19 protein-coding genes and 2 pseudogenes are annotated in these 20,668 nt (G+C 40.8%); 11 read left to right on the top strand and 10 right to left on the bottom strand.

What is annotated here, in order from left to right; genetic code table 11:
* From CDG77_RS36330 to CDG77_RS08460, 3 genes and pseudogenes are all read right to left on the bottom strand, one after another.
* Positions 1-422 (bottom strand): annotated as a pseudogene (locus CDG77_RS36330) (ATP-binding protein); the annotation flags it as partial.
* A 102-nt stretch (positions 423-524) separates the two neighbouring features.
* Positions 525-725, bottom strand: coding sequence for a hypothetical protein (locus tag CDG77_RS08465; protein ID WP_143856980.1), 201 nt, complete (start codon positions 723-725; stop codon positions 525-527).
* A gap of 93 nt (positions 726-818) precedes the next feature.
* Positions 819-1,919 (bottom strand): ATP-binding protein, encoded by a 1,101-nt coding sequence (locus CDG77_RS08460; protein WP_094328950.1) that lies wholly within the window; start codon positions 1,917-1,919, stop codon positions 819-821.
* Between the two features lie 171 nt (positions 1,920-2,090).
* Between CDG77_RS08460 and CDG77_RS08455 the strand changes: the two genes are divergently transcribed.
* Positions 2,091-2,459 carry a hypothetical protein gene (locus CDG77_RS08455; RefSeq protein ID WP_223269742.1) on the top strand — a complete coding sequence of 123 codons (369 nt, stop codon included), beginning with the start codon at positions 2,091-2,093 and terminating at the stop codon, positions 2,457-2,459.
* A gap of 123 nt (positions 2,460-2,582) precedes the next feature.
* Here the strand turns inward: CDG77_RS08455 and CDG77_RS08450 are convergent.
* A pseudogene (locus CDG77_RS08450) lies at positions 2,583-2,717 on the bottom strand (ABC transporter permease); the annotation flags it as partial.
* 15 nt (positions 2,718-2,732) lie between these two features.
* On the opposite strand from CDG77_RS08450, the gene CDG77_RS08445 reads away from it, so the two are divergent.
* Positions 2,733-3,338: a hypothetical protein gene (locus CDG77_RS08445; protein ID WP_094328949.1), complete on the top strand. Its 606-nt coding sequence runs from the start codon at positions 2,733-2,735 to the stop codon at positions 3,336-3,338.
* Between the two features lie 38 nt (positions 3,339-3,376).
* On the opposite strand, the gene CDG77_RS08440 is transcribed toward CDG77_RS08445, so the two are convergent.
* The 3 genes from CDG77_RS08440 to CDG77_RS08430 form a co-directional block, all read right to left on the bottom strand.
* Complete coding sequence (locus tag CDG77_RS08440; RefSeq protein WP_094328948.1) at positions 3,377-4,402, bottom strand: ABC transporter permease; 1,026 nt, start codon at positions 4,400-4,402, stop codon at positions 3,377-3,379.
* 176 nt (positions 4,403-4,578) lie between these two features.
* On the bottom strand, positions 4,579-6,231 hold the full coding sequence (locus tag CDG77_RS08435) for an ABC transporter substrate-binding protein (RefSeq protein ID WP_094328956.1): 1,653 nt from the start codon (positions 6,229-6,231) through the stop codon (positions 4,579-4,581).
* 222 nt (positions 6,232-6,453) lie between these two features.
* Complete coding sequence (locus tag CDG77_RS08430; RefSeq protein ID WP_094328947.1) at positions 6,454-7,329, bottom strand: DNA adenine methylase; 876 nt, start codon at positions 7,327-7,329, stop codon at positions 6,454-6,456.
* Between the two features lie 294 nt (positions 7,330-7,623).
* Here CDG77_RS08430 and CDG77_RS08425 point away from each other — a divergent pair, with 294 nt between their 5' ends.
* From CDG77_RS08425 to CDG77_RS08405, 5 genes are all read left to right on the top strand, one after another.
* A complete protein-coding gene (locus CDG77_RS08425; protein ID WP_094328946.1) occupies positions 7,624-7,950 on the top strand; it encodes a hypothetical protein in 327 nt (108 codons plus the stop codon).
* Between the two features lie 407 nt (positions 7,951-8,357).
* Positions 8,358-9,887 (top strand): photosystem II chlorophyll-binding protein CP47, encoded by a 1,530-nt coding sequence (gene psbB / locus CDG77_RS08420; protein ID WP_094328945.1) that lies wholly within the window; start codon positions 8,358-8,360, stop codon positions 9,885-9,887.
* Between the two features lie 118 nt (positions 9,888-10,005).
* On the top strand, positions 10,006-10,113 hold the full coding sequence (locus CDG77_RS08415) for a photosystem II reaction center protein T (RefSeq protein ID WP_084227385.1): 108 nt from the start codon (positions 10,006-10,008) through the stop codon (positions 10,111-10,113).
* Between the two features lie 298 nt (positions 10,114-10,411).
* Complete coding sequence (locus tag CDG77_RS08410; RefSeq protein WP_094328944.1) at positions 10,412-11,599, top strand: 30S ribosomal protein S1; 1,188 nt, start codon at positions 10,412-10,414, stop codon at positions 11,597-11,599.
* Positions 11,600-11,760: 161 nt separating this feature from the next.
* Entirely contained in the window at positions 11,761-12,495 is a 735-nt protein-coding gene (locus tag CDG77_RS08405) for an HAD family hydrolase (protein ID WP_094328943.1), read from the top strand.
* Positions 12,496-12,576: 81 nt separating this feature from the next.
* Here CDG77_RS08405 and CDG77_RS08400 read toward each other — a convergent pair whose 3' ends face one another.
* Positions 12,577-13,962 (bottom strand): AtzE family amidohydrolase, encoded by a 1,386-nt coding sequence (locus CDG77_RS08400; RefSeq protein ID WP_094328942.1) that lies wholly within the window; start codon positions 13,960-13,962, stop codon positions 12,577-12,579.
* Positions 13,963-14,266: 304 nt separating this feature from the next.
* Complete coding sequence (locus CDG77_RS08395; protein ID WP_094328941.1) at positions 14,267-15,649, bottom strand: cytochrome P450; 1,383 nt, start codon at positions 15,647-15,649, stop codon at positions 14,267-14,269.
* A gap of 187 nt (positions 15,650-15,836) precedes the next feature.
* Here CDG77_RS08395 and CDG77_RS08390 point away from each other — a divergent pair, with 187 nt between their 5' ends.
* The 4 genes from CDG77_RS08390 (at position 15,837) to CDG77_RS08380 (ending at position 20,304) form a co-directional block, all read left to right on the top strand.
* Complete coding sequence (locus CDG77_RS08390; RefSeq protein WP_094328940.1) at positions 15,837-18,050, top strand: transketolase; 2,214 nt, start codon at positions 15,837-15,839, stop codon at positions 18,048-18,050.
* A gap of 106 nt (positions 18,051-18,156) precedes the next feature.
* Complete coding sequence (locus tag CDG77_RS08385; RefSeq protein ID WP_094328939.1) at positions 18,157-18,732, top strand: hypothetical protein; 576 nt, start codon at positions 18,157-18,159, stop codon at positions 18,730-18,732.
* 24 nt (positions 18,733-18,756) lie between these two features.
* Positions 18,757-18,885 carry a hypothetical protein gene (locus CDG77_RS38460; RefSeq protein ID WP_262985142.1) on the top strand — a complete coding sequence of 43 codons (129 nt, stop codon included), beginning with the start codon at positions 18,757-18,759 and terminating at the stop codon, positions 18,883-18,885.
* A 528-nt stretch (positions 18,886-19,413) separates the two neighbouring features.
* Positions 19,414-20,304, top strand: coding sequence for a hypothetical protein (locus CDG77_RS08380; protein WP_094328938.1), 891 nt, complete (start codon positions 19,414-19,416; stop codon positions 20,302-20,304).
* 64 nt (positions 20,305-20,368) lie between these two features.
* Here the strand turns inward: CDG77_RS08380 and CDG77_RS08375 are convergent, their stop codons facing one another.
* Positions 20,369-20,605 (bottom strand): DUF2281 domain-containing protein, encoded by a 237-nt coding sequence (locus CDG77_RS08375; protein ID WP_094328937.1) that lies wholly within the window; start codon positions 20,603-20,605, stop codon positions 20,369-20,371.
* Positions 20,606-20,668: the final 63 nt, after the last annotated feature.

Genomic DNA, 20,668 nt, shown 5'->3' with positions numbered 1-20,668 from the left:
CCTCCCGCCACGCCTACCGCCACGCCTACCGCCACGCCTCCCGCCACGCCAAACCAGTAAACGCCGAACGCCACGCCTACCGCCACGCCTACCGCCACGCCTCCCGCCACGCCGAACCAGTAAACGCGAACATTTACAGCCTGAAAAATTAAGCCTATAGCTACAGGTGTAATTACTGTTAAAACTAATCCTTGGAAAAGTAACTGACGTTGGATAGCATTTTGACGGAGTAACTCCCATCCCTTTCGCCAATTCATTTCCCCTTCAGGAATATACCCACCCCCGAATGTATCCACATACCACCGCAAAGCTTGGGGAAAGAAAAACACCCAGTACAAAAGGCGCAGATAATCTAAGGGGTTCCACAGCGAGAGGGGACGCTTCAACTTGGGCGCTAAGTCTAAGCGGGGTACTGGGGTCATTATTCAACCTCCATCATCACCCGTGAAGAACCTAACCCCCCAGCCCCCTTGTTTATGACGGAAGGGAGAGTAGGAGTAATCTTATTCCCCTCCCCTCCGAGGCTAAGGCGTACATACAAGTATCTTGACTTGCACCTTTGTTGCATCGACTTGCACCTTTGTTGCATTGACCTGCACCTTTGTTGTATCGACTTGCATCTTTGTTGTATCGACTTGCATCTTTGTTGCATCGACCTGCATCTTTGTTGTATCGACCTGTACTTTTGTTGTATCGACTTGCATCTTTGTTGCATCGACCTGCAAAAATTAACCTACCCTACATTAAGCAGTAACTCTAAAAAGCTTGTGTGTACACGGTAGCTCTCCGAGGGCAGGGTTAAAAGTGGTGTCTGTCATTCATTGCAAACTCTCCACATACCGCGAATAAGTTTGATAACACAATTGCATGACTTTTCGAGGATGTCCGCCACTTTCTTGGATGAGTTGGATGATTTCTTCTTCAGTAAAACTAACTGAAGTTCTAGCCAAACGGTTGGTAATAAAAGTACGCATAGTAGCTTCATTCCAAGGATGAATGTGTTCCTCTTGGCAAATACCTGCCAACGGAGAAGTATTACCTTGCTCCTGACTATCATTAAAAAGGTTGTTCAGAGGTTCGGTGGCAGCTAAAATCAGCTTCAACGGAGCATTACTTCCTTCAGCTAAACCGCGCAAATAATCTCTTATGTTGCGAGTAAAACCTTCGCCTGTAAGCTTTCCCACATTGTCTATAGCCAGTAGTATTTTACAACTTCGCAAATTGCGGGTTAATTGATAGTCTTTACTGTCGGGTATACCAATCCCGTGGCACAAATCACTATAAAATTGACTTTCATTATGAAGTAAATTCAAGTCTAAAAAAACTGGCTGACGTTTAACCTTTAGACGAGTTTCTGCTTCTTGGCAAATAATCGATAACAGCGAGGATTTGCCGATTCCCTCTTCCCCAATTAAAACAACACTACTACCGCTATTCAACACCTCAAATACTCGCCGGATTTCGCGCTCTCGGTCAAAGAATAGATCCTTTTCTTCTACTCTCCCATTAAAGGGAATGAAGGGATTATGATTTCGCTCAGATGGAGTATTATTAGGTAACTCTTGAGAAGTAGTATAATCTGGTTCTGGCGCAGTGATATCAGATAGTTTTTGAGTAGGGTAATTATAATTTTTATCGAAAAAATTTTCAAGTTCTTGCCTAAAATATCTTTTCTCAAGATCGTCGATATTTAAAACTCTTTTAATCTTATCAATTAATTTTTTACCAATTTCTCTGAAATACTGTTCTGTATATGGTTTGCCAGTAGGTTTATATATTTTATAAGTCATATCGCCATAATCCATACCTTGCCAACTTAGTAGAAAAACTTTTTCTTCTAACTTGCCCAGGAATACTACTTTTCCTTTCCTCTCCTCAAATATTTGTCTAATAGATTCTAATGCTTCTTCAGCTTCCATTTAACCTGATTGAGTTGGTAGAGTAAAGTTAATACTTGGATATAAGTTTATTATCTTACAGCAAAACCTACATAATCCTACGTCTATGTAGATATTCTTTGTATTTATGACATAATCCTACATTTACCTACATCCTACGTATAACTATGAACTAAAGGCGAGTATAGAGACATGCCAACAACAGAGGAGCGCAAAACGATGTCTACTTACTCTCCTGGAAATGAAAATTTAGCTACACAGCAACAGCCAATAGTTCAATCTCTAGATGTTCTCAGTCAGTCAAACAATACAGAACAACTTCTCGATATCGCTGAAAATATTACTGCTGCTTTAAGCAAATCAGATACAGTCGAATTAGTTCAAGCTGGAGGTCAGACAGCAGAAAATATTTTTAAGGTTTTAGTCCAATATGGTGGTAAACCAGTTGCAATTATCCTGGCTACTGCTGTTCTGATTGCAGCTACGGCTATACCAATCTTAGCTGTAAAAGTATCTCTTGGTCATATAACTCAAATCCCTAATATTTCCCAGATAAAATGATAGTTTTGCGTTGGGTTGCGCTTTGCTTAACCCAACCTACATTTTATTTCTAAGTTAGGAAATTACAAAAAAGGGCGGGCTAGATGCCCACCCCACAAGAAATCAACCAAGAATGACTTTTTGCTAATATCGAATTCGCGGATCTACATAAGCATTTAAAATATCAATCAAAATGCTGGCGCTGACAACGATCGCACCAAAAAAGACTAGCACTCCCTGGACTGTGGGATAATCGCGATCTGCGATCGCTTGATATAACGGAGTAGTATTTCTATGGCTTACAGCGAGTTTAGTTTAGCTAAAGCAAAACAAGAATTTAGTTTAACCACATTAGAAAAACGCGATATTTTCGCTGATCTTCCTGAATTAACAGCGAGTAATCTACTTGTAGAAACACTCAATTATAACCTGGAAATAGCTTTAGCTAGTAATAGTGAAAAAGCGCGTTCTGAGTTAATTATTGCTCCAATTCTAGTTGATTTACGCCGACAATTACGAGAACAAATTGGTTTATTCTCTGGGATAGATTTTACTGTCGATAATACTAAAGGATTAAACGGCATTTGCGATTTTATTATTACTAAATCTCCAGAAATTCTAATTTTGACAGCACCAGTAATTATAGTTGTAGAAGCAAAAAAAGAAAATATTAATGCGGGTTTGGGTCAGTGTGCAGCCGAAATGGTAGCAGCTAAAATGTTTAATGAGCAAGCTGCAAGTGAGATTAAAACAATTTACGGAGCAGTCACAACTGGCAGTATTTGGCAATTCCTCAAACTAGAAGCACAAACATTGACTATTGATTTAAGCGAATATTATCTCAAAGATGTGAACAAAATTCTTGGGATTTTAGCTAGTGGTATTTCTCAAGAAAATTAACAAAATATGAGAAGGAGTCAGGAGTCAGAATACTCTACTTAATATCGAATTCGCGGATCTACATAAGCATTTAAAATATCAATTAAAATGCTTGCACTGACAACGATCGCACCAAAAAAGACTAGCACTCCCTGGACTGTGGGATAATCGCGATCTGCGATCGCTTGATACAGTCGATTAGCTAACCCAGGCCAAGAAAATGTTACTTCTGTCAAAATCGCCCCACCTAACAAAGATGCAAAAGTTAACCCCAATACTGTAATTACTGGGATTAGAGCATTCTTTAAGGCATGGGAGGCTAAAATCTTATTTTCACCAATACCTCTGGCTCTAGCGGCTTCTACATAATCTGCTTTCAAAGTTTGCTTTAAATTCACTCGCACAATTCGTTCAAAAATCCCACTCAGCAAAATTCCTAGTGTGAGACTCGGTAGAGCAAGATGGTGCAAAGATGTGAAAAACTGGGTGAGATTTCCACCGAGCAAGCTATCAATTGTATACAATCCAGTCACAGTAGTGGGAGCCGGAAGATTAGGCGGAAAGCGGTTGGAATTGGGAAACCAACCTAGTTGGACTGAGAAAACCAACTGCAAAAGCATTCCCGCCCAAAACATAGGTAGTGCGTAGGTGATAATCCCAAACAAGCGTCCACCAACATCGAAATATGTCCCAGGACGAGAAGCTGAAAGAGTTCCAACGGCAATTCCGACGATGAGTGCAACCGCCATACTACATACTGCTAACTCCACCGTTGCGGGGAAGTATTGCCCAATGATGTCCCAAACATTCTGTCCGCGACTCATTAAAGATGTTCCCAAATCAAAACGCAGTATGCTTCCCAAATAATTCAGGTACTGTAGCCACAGAGGAAAGTTTAAACCTAATTGTTTTCGCAATTCTTCTTTAGCAGCTTCTGGCGCACGTCCACCGAGAATTGCATCTGCGGGATCTCCTGGTGTTGCTCTTAGTAAGAGAAATACAATAGTGATGATTGTTAATAACTGAAGTGGCGCAAGAAGCAACCGAGAAACTATGTAATATTGTAAAGCTTTAGAACGAGACATATATTAGTTATTTGTCATTTATTATTAGTTATTTGTTCTTTGTCACTGGTCATTGGTCATTTGTGAATACAACGTATTTCAAGTTAGTGAAGTTGTGTACTTCACTCTGAAAGCTAAACTTAAAGGTCGTTTTAATTCTAAATTCTGCCCAATGCCCAATGCCCAATGCCCAATAACTACTTTTTAATTGTTTGGTAAACCAGAATTTGGGTCGGGTTAAGTTGTACGCTGTTCACACCTTTTTGGGCAAATACATAGTCTTTGCTTTGCCATAAGGGAACGTAAGGTACATCAGCAATTACTAGCTTTTGAATTTCTGCAAATATTTTCTGACGCGCTTCAGGATTTAGTTCTTTGCGTTGTTGATCGATCAGTTTATTCATCGCTTCGCTATAGTAAAACGAACCCTGACTTTGACTGCCTCCATCTTCGCATCCTTTAGCAACTGAACCTTTATTACAAGACAAAAACGGCTGGACGTAATTATCTGGATCTAAAAAATCTGGATACCAATCAAGTAAAGCTCCTGGATATAATCCTTTGGCAATGTCTTTAAAAAAGGCTGGCCCTTCGGCGGGGGTGACTTCAAATTGCAGTATTCCATCCATTTTGGCATCTACAAGAGATTTGAGCGTCTGTGCTGCCAAACTACGAGTAGGCGAACTAGAAGGATACCAAATTTGAACTTTTGCCGGATTTTCTTTGGAAAAACCAGCAGTAGTTAACAATTTTTTAGCTTGCTCAAAGTTAGCATCGCCATAAGCATCTTTGAATAATGGCACAGAGACATTCAATGTCGTAGGAATCATGCTATACAGAGGATCGGCTTGACCAAGTAACGCCCGCTCATTTAAAAGTGGACGGTCAATGATTGACGCGATCGCTTGTCTAACCTCTAATTTATCTAAGGGCTTTTGATTTCGGTTCAATACCAGATAGCTTACTACACTACCTTCAGCTGCGATCGCTTGCCAATCTCCTTTTTTACCACCTTCTTCTAAGCTCCGATTTTGATCTGGCTGTAGCGACAGATAAGCCACATCCACTGCACCTGTACGGAAAGCATTAAACAAATTAACCGGACTAGTTTGAATTTGGAGGTTAACACCCTTGTTAGCTGGTTTTTCTCCCCAATACTTATCAAATGGATCGAATCTGATTGAATCAGTACCATACTGCGCTAACTTGTAAGGCCCAGTTCCCACAAAGATATTCGGCTTAAATTTACCAGCACCGAGTTCGTAAGCTTTTGGCGAAACCGCACACACTCCAGGAAACGCCAGCAGTGAGGGAAACGCTGCAAAGGGTTTTTTCAGCTTAATGCTTAACTCATACTCGCTTGTAGTTTTCACCGAATCTACTATATCACCTAGTAAAAATGAAGGTTTTCCTTTATTTTGAATAAAGCGGTTGATGGTGAACGCCATTGCTTGGGCGTTGAAAGGAGTTCCATCATGAAAAACCACTCCCTGACGTAAGGGGATGGTATAAGTTAAGGCATCTTGACTGACTTTAGGTAATGCTGTAGCTAGCTGTGGCTTAATTTCCGTGCTTCCTGGGTTGTAGGTGTAAAGGCGATCGCTCATATTAAACACCAAGCCCAACGATGCTAACTCATAAGCATCAGCCGGATCGAGGGTTCTCGGCTTTGCTGTTGTACCTATAGTAATACGACCATCACCTGTAGGGCTATTCACAGAACCCGATGGTGGCGTAGTTGATTGTGGACGAGGAGCGCAACTAACAACTAAAAATAAACATAGAGAGAACAAAGATAGGAATTGTGTAATCCGACCCCACCGTTTCACGGACAAGGAAAACCAGGTCATAAAGTTAAATTTTATGTAATCAGAAGTCAGTGATCTTACTATATATTCGCTAGTTTTATAGAAATTTTTACAATTAATTACTAATTCACCCATTTTTTGATGCTGAACAAAAAGATCCCCAACTTCTTCAAGAAGTCGGGGATCTAACTGCTGGGTGTTTGTAAATATATATAAATAATTAGAAAACGCGAAAAAATATCATTATTCTAAATATTGAATAATTCAAAGTGTTGAAATTAACTGTTCATAAGTTTGAAAATTAGGGTCAATAGAATAGTAATTTAATATAAAAATTTCTTTCCCCTTATATCGTTCGCCTTTAAAGTTATCTTGCTTACTTTTGCCATTTTTTTGATCGTCAGTTCTACTAATTGTATAATTCCATTCTTTGTCGTGTATTTCCAATGCCCATTCATATAGGTTTCTAATTGTGTCGCTATTATCGTAAGTTATAAGAAATTTTATTCTCTCCTTATGTCTGTTTAATATTTGGCATAGCCTGAAATGATCGTCTTTAGAAAATGAATGAGCATAAAATTTATCTTGATCCGCATTGAAATAAGGAGGATCGATAAATAAAAAAGATCCATCGGGTACAGATTCGATCACTTTTTCAAAGTCAAGATTAGTAATTTGAACGTTTTGAAGTTTCTCAGAAGTTCGACGTATATTTCTAGGCCAATTCTCTGGACGCATACTGTATTTATCACCATATCCCCAATAACAGTTTCGATGCTTCATAATTCCAGAGTAGGAGGTTCTATTAAGGTAAAACCATCTACCAGCTTGTTCTAATTTATTTTTTGGGATAAATTCATTCTTGTAATATGTATGTCTTTCTTTCGTAGCAGATTCACCTTCTAAAAATTTTATTAATTCTTCTGGTTGATCTCGAATTATTAATAAGGTATTTATTAATAATTCATCAATATCATTGAGCCAATTGATATTTACTTTATCTTTTACAAAAAAAATAGATCCACCTCCAGCAAAGGGTTCAGCATAATAGAAGTGAGAAGGAATATGATTAAGAATCAAATTGCGAGCATAAAATTTGCCGCCAGGATATCTAAATGGTGAATTTATACGCTTGTTCATAGTTACCTAATGTATTCATAAAATTATGTTTGGTATTTGCTAACCAAAGCACACACAAAATTTATTGGTAAACTCGACAATAGAATAAAACTATTGGACTTATAATTAAATATACGATTTTGTGATTTTTTGTACTGATTTACATGAAAATAAAGAAGTATTTATTTTATTAGAACTTGAGTAACAATAATTTAAATAAGCTTGAATTTAAATTATCATTAGTTATACATATTTAACAAATAATATACGATATCGTAAACAGCAGATTGAAAGTTTAATAGTGAGACTAAGAGCGTGAAGTATTTCTTTCTATCTGAGGGATGGACAGTTGCTAGAGTCTGGGCATCTGATGGACTTTGGCAAATAACTGCATGGCGACGACAACCAGATATTCAGCGAATGAATATTTGTTTAGTGGAAGAAAACGAATTGCTATGGCTTTATCGAGTTGAAGAAGCCATTTTAACTGTAGAAGTGAAACCTACAATACCAGACACAGCCAGTACTACCATAGGTCAAGTAGTACTCAAACGTCTGATGAGTGCCGAACAAGTAATTGAACGTTTAAACACAGCTGAGGCAAAGTGTCAACTGCAAAATATCCAGTTGGTGGTTCAGTAAGATAGATATGGGGCAGAGGGGAAATACTTAACTGCTATTTCTTCTTTGTCTCTGATAAAGATAAGTAAATTTAATCCCTGATAGGGACTTGGTAGCGAAAAAACTTAGAGATGCTACGCGATCGCATCAATTTACACGCTTGCAAACAATTCCATCAATAGTTACACTTTTTAAAACATTCTCATTTTTTGCTTGGCGGTGGCTACCCTACAAGGTAAACCTCCCGAAGCGAGTAAGCATTGCCAAAGCGCCCACGCTGTCTGACTTATTAGACTAACTGTGGTAGTACTCTGGCTCTGGCAATAACAAAAAACAAGAGAGAGTTTTCTGAGTGGCGAATTTCGTTTCTTAGAATCTCAGTAAGAAAATTGCTTTGTAAACTAACTCATCGAGGAGGAGCGTAGTCGATGGGACTACCCTGGTACCGAGTACATACAGTCGTTCTGAATGATCCAGGACGGCTGATTTCTGTACACTTAATGCACACAGCCTTAGTAGCAGGCTGGGCTGGTTCGATGGCACTCTACGAACTAGCTGTTTTTGACCCTAGCGATCCAATTCTCAACCCGATGTGGCGACAAGGGATGTTCGTTCTCCCCTTCATGTCGCGTTTGGGCGTTACTCAATCTTGGGGCGGTTGGAACGTTACTGGTGGCCCTGCAAGCGATCCTGGCTTCTGGTCATTTGAAGGCGTTGCTGCGGCTCACATTGTTCTTTCCGGTCTTTTATTCCTAGCTGCCGTATGGCACTGGGTTTACTGGGATTTGGAACTCTTTAGAGATCCCCGCACTGGTGAACCGGCCCTTGACTTGCCAAAAATGTTTGGCATTCACCTGTTCTTATCTGGTTTACTTTGTTTTGGCTTTGGTGCTTTTCATGTCACCGGATTATTTGGGCCGGGGATATGGGTTTCTGATGCTTATGGTATAACTGGGGCTGCCCAGGGAGTAGCACCAGAATGGGGCCCAGATGGTTTTAACCCATATAACCCTGGTGGCATTGCGGCTCACCACATTGCTGCTGGTGTTGTTGGTATTATTGCAGGCTTATTCCACCTCACAGTTAGACCCCCCGAACGGCTCTACAAAGCCCTACGGATGGGGAACATTGAAACAGTACTTTCTAGCAGTATCGCAGCAGTCTTCTTTGCTGCTTTCGTTGTTGCAGGTACTATGTGGTACGGTAACGCCGCCACTCCCATCGAATTGTTTGGCCCTACCCGCTATCAATGGGATCAAAACTACTTCCGTCAAGAAATTCAGCGCCGCGCCCAAACTAGCGTTGCTCAAGGTGCAACCCTTGACCAAGCTTGGTCGCAGATTCCTGAAAAACTGGCTTTCTATGATTACGTTGGTAATAGCCCCGCTAAAGGCGGTCTATTCCGTACAGGGCCGATGGTGAAGGGTGATGGTATTGCCCAATCTTGGCAAGGTCACGCCGTATTCAAAGATTCTGAAGGACGGGAATTGACCGTGCGTCGTCTCCCCAACTTCTTTGAAACCTTCCCAGTGATTTTGACTGATGCTGATGGAATTGTCCGCGCTGACATTCCCTTCCGTCGGGCAGAATCTAAGTATAGCTTCGAGCAATCTGGTGTCACCGTTAGTTTCTATGGTGGCAATCTGAATGGTACAACCTTTACAGAGCCAGCTGATGTGAAGAAGTATGCCCGGAAAGCTCAAGGTGGTGAAATCTTTGAATTTGACCGCGAAACCTTGAACTCTGATGGTGTATTCCGCACCAGTCCTAGAGGTTGGTTTACCTTTGGACACGCCGTATTTGCTCTGCTGTTCTTCTTTGGTCATCTCTGGCATGGCTCTCGGACAATTTACCGAGACGTATTTGCTGGTGTTGATGCCGATCTAGAAGAACAAGTTGAGTGGGGTCTGTTCCAGAAAGTGGGTGACAAATCAACCCGCCGGAAAGAAGCCCTTTAAAGGACTGGAGACTGGGGACTGGGGATTGGGGGACTAGGAAAAAGTTTTCCCAATCCCTAATACCCAGTACCCAATCCCTAATTCCTCATTACTAGCTGGATAGGCAGGAACTAATAATATGGAAAGCGTTGCTTACATCTTGATTTTTACTCTGTGTATAGGTACTCTCTTTTTTGCGATCGCATTTCGCGAACCCCCTCGCTTTGAGAAACCAAAAGATAAGTAGATCCTATTTACCAGACCTTTAACTTGATTTAAAGAAGTTAGTATCCGTTGCTGCTAAGTGTGGTGGCAACGGATATTATTGTTTTTGTCCTTTGTTGGTTTTAACTACTTAGTAAATAAGCAATCATTTTTATATTGTGATATAATTTCCAATCTTGGGAGTAGATATGTGTTAATACTAGCTTTTCTGCGCTAGGATGAAAAAGGATGTTTTGTGTAAGCTGCCATAGAACTGCTTGCATAGTACATTACGCCTGTCACACAACCTTTACGGAGACTAGAACCAGGAACAAATAAGCATGGTCAATCAGAATTTAACCGCTACAGAAATTGGATTCACTCACGAAGATTTCGCTGCTCTACTTGACAAATACGATTATCATTTTAGCCCTGGTGATGTTGTACCAGGAACCGTCTTCAGTATAGAGCCGCGCGGCGCTCTGATTGACATTGGTGCTAAAACAGCAGCATATATACCTATACAAGAAATGTCTATTAACCGGGTTGATAGCCCGGAAGAAGTCTTACAGTCAAACGAAACGCGAGAATTTTTCATCCTTACCGATGAAAACGAAGATGGGCAATTAACCCTTTCCATTCGCCGCATTGAATACATGCGGGCTTGGGAGCGCGTGCGACAGCTACAAGCAGAAGATGCAACTGTCCGTTCTGGCGTGTTTGCAACCAATCGCGGTGGTGCATTGGTACGCATTGAAGGATTACGTGGCTTTATCCCCGGTTCTCACATCAGTACTCGCAAACCTAAAGAAGAATTGGTAGGTGAAGATTTACCACTGAAATTCTTAGAGGTTGATGAAGAACGTAACCGCTTAGTTCTATCTCATCGTCGAGCGCTGGTTGAGCGGAAGATGAACCGCCTAGAAGTCGGCGAAGTAGTAATAGGTACTGTTCGTGGCATCAAGCCCTACGGTGCTTTCATCGACATCGGCGGCGTGAGTGGTCTACTACATATTTCTGAGATTTCCCACGAACATATTGATACACCTCATAGTGTGTTCAATGTCAATGATGAAGTGAAAGTTATGATCATTGACTTGGATGCAGAAAGGGGTCGGATTTCCCTATCTACCAAGCAACTAGAACCCGAACCCGGCGACATGATTAAAAACCGGGATTTGGTTTACGATAAGGCAGAAGAAATGGCTGCTAAGTATCGCGAACAGCTACTAGCCAAGCAACAAGGTGCTACTGCTGCGCCTGCTGCACCTGCGGATTCTGTAGCAGAAGAAGAGATTCCACCAGCAGCAGAACTTGAAGACGAGATTCCACCAGCAGCAGAACTTGAAGAAGAGATTCCAGCAGCAGCAGAAATTGAGGAAGTAACTCCAGTAGTTGCGGAAATTGAAGAAGAGATTCCACCAGCAGCAGAAATTGAGGAAGTAACTCCAGTAGTTGCAGAAATTGAAAAAGAGATTCCAGCAGCAACGGAAACTGAAGAACAAATTCCAGCAGCTATTGAAGAATAATAGATTTTATAGTTTTACTTGTTTTTAAGTAAGAGTATTAAATAATTATATAAAGAGGGTTTTCCCCTCTTTTTTTATGTGGAGAATTGGGAAGAGACGCGATTCATCGCGTCTCTACAAGGAGTTAGGAATATTAATTAAATAAATGGGGTGAAATTATTGTGGCGACTATTAAATGTAGAAATATCACTTTTGATAATATCCAGGCAATTTTGTTTGACAAAAACGGTACTTTAGAAGATTCTGAAACTTATTTGCGATCGCTAGCACAAAAGGCAACAAGATTAATAGATGCCCAAATACCTGGAACTGGGGAACCTCTGTTAATGGCATTTGGCATCAATGGCAATCTTCTAGATCCGGCGGGTTTGATATCGGTAGCGAGTCGCCGCGAAACAGAAGTTGCGGCTGCTGCATATATTGCCGAGACGGGAAAAGGATGGTTTGAATGCTTAAGAATTGCCCGTCAAGCTTTGGATGAGGCGGAGAAATATATCGAACAAACTCCTTCACCGCTATTTGTAGGTAGCTTAGAATTGTTGAAATATTTACGGAAAGCAGGCTTGAAACTCGGTATTCTCTCAGCCGCAACAACCGATGAAGTAAATAAGTTTGTAGCGTATCACCAATTAAGTGATTATATCCAGTTGGAAATGGGAGTAGATGAGGGGCCGAGTAAACCAGATCCAGTATTATTTTTGCAAGCTTGCCAAGCTTTAGGAGTCGAACCGGGCACTACTTTGATGGTGGGTGATGCAGTTGGTGATATACAAATGGCGCGTAATGCTAAAGCCGCAGGTTGTATTGGTATCACTTGGGTGGGTAAGTCAGATAATGTCCGGGGGGCGGATGTGGTAATTAATCAACTTGATGAAATCCAGATTTTAGAAGATTAAGGCAAGAGATGCGATGAATCGCTACGATAATCAGACGCGATGAATCGCCGTCTCTACAATCAGTATTTCTGCATACTATAACTACACTACTGCTGCTGAAATTACACCCTTTATTTCTAACGCAGCCGCAACCCGTAAAATCAACGCTTCATTATATGGTGCTGCGATTAATTGCACGCCCAATGGTAAATCATTTTGACGCTGAATTGGTATTGATAAAACGGGTAAACCAATAAAAGATAATGGTTGAGTAAATAACCCTAAATGAGGACGGACAAGAATTTCTTCACCATCCAAAATCATTGTTTGTTGGCCGATTAGCGGTGCAGAAATTGGTGTCGTTGGGGCAAGAATCACATCCACATTTTGAAATACTTCTCGAATGCGATCGCGATACCATCTTCTAAACCTTTGTGCTTGAAGATACCAGCTACTAGGAATTAACGCCCCAGCCAAAAAGCGATCGCGTGTTGCTGGATCAAAATCTTGGGGATGACATCGCAAATTTTCTAAATGTAGATTTGCGCCTTCGCTGGCTGTAATCACAAAGGCTGCTGCACGGGCGCGGTGTGCTTCTGGGATTGTCACATATTCACTGACATTTAGAGCATCAGCGACTTTTTGCAATGCTGCTAAAGCTTCTAGTTCTGCACCTTGGGTAAAATAATCGCTGGCAATAGCAATTCTAATATCAGAAATATCTTGCTTAAGTTGTGGTAAAACCAATTCAGGCGGACGTTTTGTACAAATTGGATCGCGATCGTCTTTTCCCTGAAGCACATCAAACACTGTCGCAATATCCTGCACCGATCGCGCAAAAGGGCCAATATGGTCAAAACTACTAGAAAATAAAGCTACCCCAGCCCTAGATAACCTTCCATAAGTTGGCTTCAAACCAAAAACGCCACACAACGCCGCCGGAACTCGAATTGAACCATTAGTATCAGAACCCAGCGTCAGAGGTACTAACCCAGCAGCAACAGCCGCCGCCGAACCACCTGATGAACCACCAGCAACTCGCTGTAAATCATGGGGGTTGTGAGTAGCACCGGAATGGAAATTTTCCGTCACGAATCCATAAGCATACTCATCCATATTCAAAGCACCAACCAATACTGCACCAGCTTGTTTCAGCTTGGCTACTGCGGTTGCATCTTGGGTAGCTGGTGGTTTTTCTGCATTGATTTTCGATCCCGCCAGAGTTGTTAAACCAGCGATATCAAAAAGATTTTTCACCGCAAAAGGAACACCCGCAAGCGTTCCTGGATTATTACCTTCGGCAATTTTCTCGTCGATGCGTGCTGCATCTGCTAAAGCCGCCTCAGCAGTCACAGCCGTAAAACAGTTGAGTTGATAATCCCGTGCTGCTATTCGTGCTAACGCAGTTTTAGTAACTTCCACAGCGCTAGTTTTACCTTGGCGTACAGCAGTTGATATTGTTATGGCATCGGCTGAATCAAAATTCATGCTCAAACATTTTAGATATAGCGCGTTTAGCTTAGAGAACTAGGAGCTTAACAAAGAGTTTTAGCCTTAAGGGACTTCCAAATAAAAAAATACTCAACTACTTCCTGTGGGGTGGGCAACATGAGCGCCTTTATATATGAGCGGACAGATGCCCACCCCACAAAATTGGGTAATTTATTTGTTGGAAGTCCCTTATGCCAATGCATTGACTTGTTATGCCAATGCATTGCATCGACCTGTTATGCAATAATTTTGCGATCGCACTCTAATTTACATCCCTTTGCCTCAATCAACCTCCGCAGCATCAAACAGTGGTTGTCTGGAGAATGGGCGACTTAACCTGACGTTGACTTTTGATAATCATCTGGATGGGACGATCTGGCCCTGTCACCAAACCACGGCGTTTAGGTCGAATTTCACCATTGTCAACTAATTCTAATTCCAAGCTGGAAAGGATTTTGGCAAGTGCTAACTTCATTTCCAACTGGGCAAATGCTAGACCAATACAGCGCCTAGCACCACCCCCAAAGGGCAAATATTCATAGGCAGAAAATTGCCGTTCTAAAAAGCGTTCTGGCTTAAACTGCTTAGGTTCTGGATAAATATCTTCTCGTTGGTGGGTCAGATAAATAGAACCAAGTAGGACTGTACCCGGTTCTAATTCATAACCACCCAGCGATATCGGTGTTCTTACTTTTCTAGGAAAAGTTAGCATACCTACTGGGTAAATCCGCAATGTCTCGGAACAAACAGCGTTGAGATAGGGTAATTTGAAAACGGTGCCGGGATCTGGGTTATCGCCCAAGCTATCTAATTCTTGCAGTAGCTTTTGGCGCACTGATGGTATTTTATGAATCCAGTAGAATGCCCATGCTAAGGCTGTTGCTGTGGTTTCGTGACCGGCTACTAACAGAGTCATCAATTCATCGCGCAACTCTTCATCAGTCATGGGTTGACCGGCTTCATCCCTAGCAGCCATGAGTAAGCTGAGAATATCCGTGCGTGATGAATCTGGCTGTTCTCGACGTTCTCGAATTTCCTCATAGATGAGTTTGTCAGCTTCTTGCTGAACGCGCATTTGTTTTCCCCAGAAGTTAATCGGGCCAAAATCTCTTTGCAAAGCTGGAAAATAAAGCAAAGCTACACTTAACCGAGAACTGGCTTTCTCTAAAAGATCGCTCAAAAATTGCTGTAGTTTTTCAGCGCGAGGCCCTTCATGTAGCCCAAACACAGCTTGCATAATCACCCGCATGGTAATGGCTTGGGTAGCAGACCGAATATTAAAGGGTTTGCCTATCTGGTATTGGCTAATGACTTGCTTGGTGACATCGGTAATTACCTGACTATAATTCCGCATTCTTTCGCCGTGAAAGGGAGGCATTAACAACTGGCGTTGACGTTGGTGGTCTGCGCCGCTAATGCTAATGACAGAATGCTTGCCCAGCAAAGGTTCAAATACCTTATTCAGATCGCCAGGGGCTTCTAATTCCTTGGTATCAGTTGTCAAAATTTGTTGTTGCGCTTGGGGGTTGCTGACAATCACCAAAGGAGGAAGATTTTTGTCTAATCTGAGAGTAAAAATCTCGCCATAGCTTTTGGTACAAGCCTCCATAAAAGACATCGGATTAACAATCCAGCGCAGCATCTGTAAAACTGCTGGAGTTTGCGGCCCATTTGGAAATTTCATAAATTTTTTTCCTACTTAATATTTTTTTGCAACTTTAACTAACTGAAATTTTGATTGAGTGACCATTTAAAGTACTTATTCTAACGTTGCAAAAAAGCAATAAACTGTTACAACCTCGAAGATGTAAAATTTTGGTTAAATTCAACAAGCATCTACAGTTTCACCTCATCGTCAAAAGGTACTCAGCATGACTGCAATCTCCGCAAAGGCATCTTCAGCGCTTCCCAATTTTTCGGAAGGAATTCAATATTTTGGTGAAGCTTTACCAGATTTTGAAACTTATGGTGCAACTCCTGCTATAGAGTCGGGCAAAGTAGCGATCGCATCTCCCACTGATAAAGCAGCTGTATATCAAACTTTACTGGCTGCCGATGCCTTACGCTACCTGACTTTGCAAGTTACTGCTAGTAAAGCTTCTGGACATCCCGGCGGATTCGCCAGCCAAGCAGAAGCTTACGCATCTCTTGTCATGCTGGGATACAAGAACATTATTACCGAAGTCGGACACCACGCCCCCGGATTTTATAGTGCCATGTTCTTGGATCGTTCGCTAGAAGACATGGGAATTTTTACAGTCCAACAATTGCGCGATCGCTTCCGAGAAAAGCATGGATTATTAGGACACCTTTCTGGTTTCATTCCCGGTATTCTCGCACCTGCGGGGCCTTTGGGACAAGGGCAACACTTTGCAATGGCGGCTGCACTGTTACACAAAGATAAGTTGTTCCCCTTTACAGTTGGGGATGGTGGATTAGGTGAGCCTTATATTGTAAGTGCGATCGCTCATTTCCATACTGCTTATCCTGCTGTCACCAACTTCTTGCCGGTGCTGGTGTGGAACGGTTATAGCCAAGAACATCACAGCATGGTTTCCCTCAAAACCAACGAACAGATGCAAGCATATTGGCAAGGTAACGGTTTTGATGAAGTCGTGTTAGTGGATGCGAAAGACTTTGACGATCGAGATCAACCAGGGGATTACGTTGATAGTACCGCCTTTTCCTTCGAGAAACGCCTAGCATTTACCCAAGCAGTACTTTCCGGTGTAGATAAAGCAGCGCGATCGGCATTGGGTGGTAAACTTACCGTCTTTATTATTAAACAACTCAAAGGTGCAGGAGTCCACGCGCGGGGTGCAAAATCTCACAACCTTTATCCTAAAGATACGCTGGATGCCCCTCATATTATCAGTGCATTGCAAACCCGTGCTTTGTCTGCGGAAGCTTGGCAATTAGTGCGGACAAATGCAGAACGCGCAGGCGGTGGCCCAGCAGCAAAAACTGTAGTGACAGAATTTGAATTCCCATTAGCAGAATTAGGCGAATTACCTTTAGAAGAATATGCAGTTGGAGGTGAAGCCAAAGTTTCCACAACCGCGATGGGACGATTGGTAGGAATAGTTGGAAATAAAGATCGGGATTTCCTCGTCACCAACGCTGATGGTAACGAAGCATCTGGAATTGCCAACATCAACCAAGCATTAAAGATTATCCACCCCACAACCGACGATTTATATTTCCAAGCACCAAACGGACAAGTTTATGAACCATTGAGTGAAGATGCTTGTGCCGGGTTAGCTGCGGGTTTAGCGTTAATGGGTGCGAGAACTTTGTGGTGTTCTTATGAATCTTTTGCCATCAACGGATTACCAATTTGGCAAACTGTAACCCAGTCAATGGCAGAATTACGCCGTCAAACTCCCTCGACTATTACTTTATTCACAGCAGGGGCATTAGAGCAAGGGCGCAACGGTTGGACTCACCAACGTCCAGAAATTGAAGCTTACTTTGCTGCGTTGATGAGAAATGGAAATGTTTTTCCATTATTTCCGCCTGATGCTAATAGTATTCAAGCTTGTTATGATTGGGCGTTGAAAACTAAGAATAAGGGAATTGTAATTACTGCAAGTAAAACGCCGCTACCAATTCGTACAACTTTAGAACAAACTCGTCAGGCGTTGCGCGATGGTGCAGTGCTATTACATGAAATCGCTGGTGATAAACAAGTTGTATTTGCTGTGATTGGCGATTTAACATTAATGCCAGTATTTGAAGCTGCGGCTTTCTTAGAAACTGAAGGTATTGGTGTCAAGATAGTTTCTATCATCAATCCTCGGCAATTGTACCGTAGCCATGATACTGCGTGGGATACCTGTTCTGAACCCGAAGGTGGTTTCTTAGATGATGCCAAATTTGCCGAATTATTTGATGGCGATGCGCTAATTGCTGTGACAGGTGGCGCTGCGGCGATGCTAGAACCGATTTTGTTGCGGAGTACAGCCAAGCGCGACACCTTTGCGTGGAAGCGTGGGGAGACTACCGCAAGTGCTGGCGAGTTGATGGCATTTAATGGATTGACTGCTGAAGCGTTGACGAAACGTGCGATCGCATTAGTGCATTAAGATAATGTAATACCCCATCTAAGTTTTTACTTGGGTGGGGATTATTTGATAAAGCAAAATTTTATGTTCTATAAATTAGAACCTGTGTAATTTGATCTAAAAAGCTATGATTAAACCTATACCGACCAAATATAATGATGTTCAATTTCGTTCTAGATTAGAGGCAAGATGGGCTGCTTTGTTTGATCTTCTAGAATGGAGATGGGAGTATGAGCCTTGTGACTTTGATGGATGGATTCCCGACTTTTTACTAAAGTTTGATTCTTGTATTTTTGTTGAAGTTAAGCCCATTTATAATTTTCCACAAGATATTGCTGATGAAATAGAAAATTCAGGTTGTACAGAAAATTGTCTAATTGTTGGAATGACTCTGGATTCACCTAAAAATCGCTCTTATGGAGTTCAGATTGGTTGGAAGAGAGTCGTAGACGATGAAGAGGCTTTTTTATTAGAATCCTCTGATCTAGTTTGGCCAGTTTACAAGAATTGGTTTGATGTTGTCTTTACTCTTGATAAATACAAGAAAATTACTTTTGATGGCGCACCTGGACACTCACCAGGAATGGCTAGATTTACAGATGCATGGGACGATTATGGTTCACAAGGTTTAGAAAAAGAAGTTCAAAGGCTGTGGAAGATAGCAGGGAACAAAGTGCAATGGAAAAGTTCGATTATTTCATAAATTTGAAAGGATAAGTTTAGATCAATGTTGGGTTTCGTTCCTCAACCCAACCTACAAATTATTGCAACTACAACTAGTGCTGGTAAGTTGATGGCGTTTAATGGATTGACTGCTGAAGCGTTAACGAAACGTGCGATCGCGTTAGTTCATTAAAACTGCGTAGGCGTAGCCAGCCGTAGGCATCGTCTTTTATTTTATCGCAAATATACGTATGAAAATGCTGAAAAATTGCGTTTAATGCGTATATTTGCGTTTTTTTATGAGAACTTCTAAGGCATTAAGATTAGTTTATAAATAAATGTGGTTAGATTTGCTGAAATTCTTTAACATTAACAGGTTTTCAAGTCGCAAAAGCTGCTTTTCAAGTCGCAAAAGCTACTTTTCAAGTTACAAAAGCTAGTTTACGAGTTCAAAACTTGATTTACAAGCCAGGATGAAAGGCGATATTTTTATGGGAAACATGGCGTTTAATGAATTCACTATGGAGGCTTGATGAAAAGTGCGATCGGGTTAGTTAGTGCATTCAGTAGGGTTTTGTAACTAGAAAAGTTTGAATTTCTAACCGCATATGCACGCAGATCAAACGCAAAGAGATTAGCGGTTCAATACGTGTATATCCTGTTTTGATTGTAATTATTTTTTTGTATATTTTTAATATGTAAATAATTTCCAAAATATTTTATGTATAAGATAGAGGTTAAGATTGATGGGCAATTTATCAATAACTTTTCTAATGATTCTATCTATGATTTGGTTTTTTTTGACTTAGAATTTTGGCCGGATTATTTACAGGTACAGGGAAAAGCAGTACAAAGAATATATGGATACACCATTACTCGGCTTCTCAAAAAAACTAATCAGCAATATATCAAAGTTAAATTTTTAGAGTTTGAAGTTGAGGAAGAGCAACTTGTTAAGGAAATCATGCAAGATATTTCTAAGCTGAAAAACAAAACTTTTATCGGCTTCGAGATAAAACATAGTGATCTAAAAACGTTGAGAAACAGATTTAAAGCTCTATCAATATACCCAAATGTTAATGAAATAAAACTATTTGATTTTAGAGATTACTCGCAAGAATATGGCTATAAAGGATTAAATGGTTTGTTTGAACAACTTGAAATCAAAGTAAATAAAAAAATTGACGGTAGGTATTTTCGTAAAAATCCCAAAAAAGTATTTTTACGAAAAAGCGGCTGGATAGATATTTTATTAAATATGTTTGAGTATTGTTTAGAAGATGCCGCAGGTTACTTTGAAATTGTGTCAAATTGGAATAAGAAAAATCCTTTAATAACTAAAAATATGATTACAAGTGAATCCTTAAATTACTCTGAAATAGAGAAAGAAACATCAGTTAAACTAATAGATCGGGATGCAGAAATATTTTCTATGCAAAACTTCCAACCAACATCAGACCAGCTCCTAAGTAGTCTCACAGTAGCAGCCTTGGAAGCTTTAATCGTCCAAATTGTTCAGAAAACTATTAAAGAAGAGATGCAGAAGCTAAAGCACGATCATTTACTAGATCAAACAAAACAGATGAATCATCCACTAAAAGTTTTTGTATAAGCATTTACAACAAAATAATATACACATATCACACTCTAGAGATTGGGCAATACCTATCGCCTCATCACGAACTGTAACCATCCATATAATCTTTATTAGTAGACAAATCACTTGCTCCTTCTACACAACCAATGTATTCTTGAGCAAGAGTCAAAGCCGAAACCCCTGAATTTTTATCTTTAGAAGATAACACTTGTTTTTGGATTTTCGCAAGTAAAAATTCTACAAAATCTAACGCCTCTTGTTGCTTATCAGGAGGTAATATTCTTACTTTGTTTATAATAATTTCTTCAATGCTCATTTTCTCTAGCGTCTTGCATAAACTAAATATATTTTAAACTTTAAAGTATTATTTGGCTGTATG

The organism is Nostoc sp. 'Peltigera membranacea cyanobiont' 213 (assembly GCF_002245975.1).
In the GTDB taxonomy this organism is placed as follows: domain Bacteria; phylum Cyanobacteriota; class Cyanobacteriia; order Cyanobacteriales; family Nostocaceae; genus Nostoc.
This window is presented reverse-complemented; position numbering and strand designations above follow the sequence as displayed.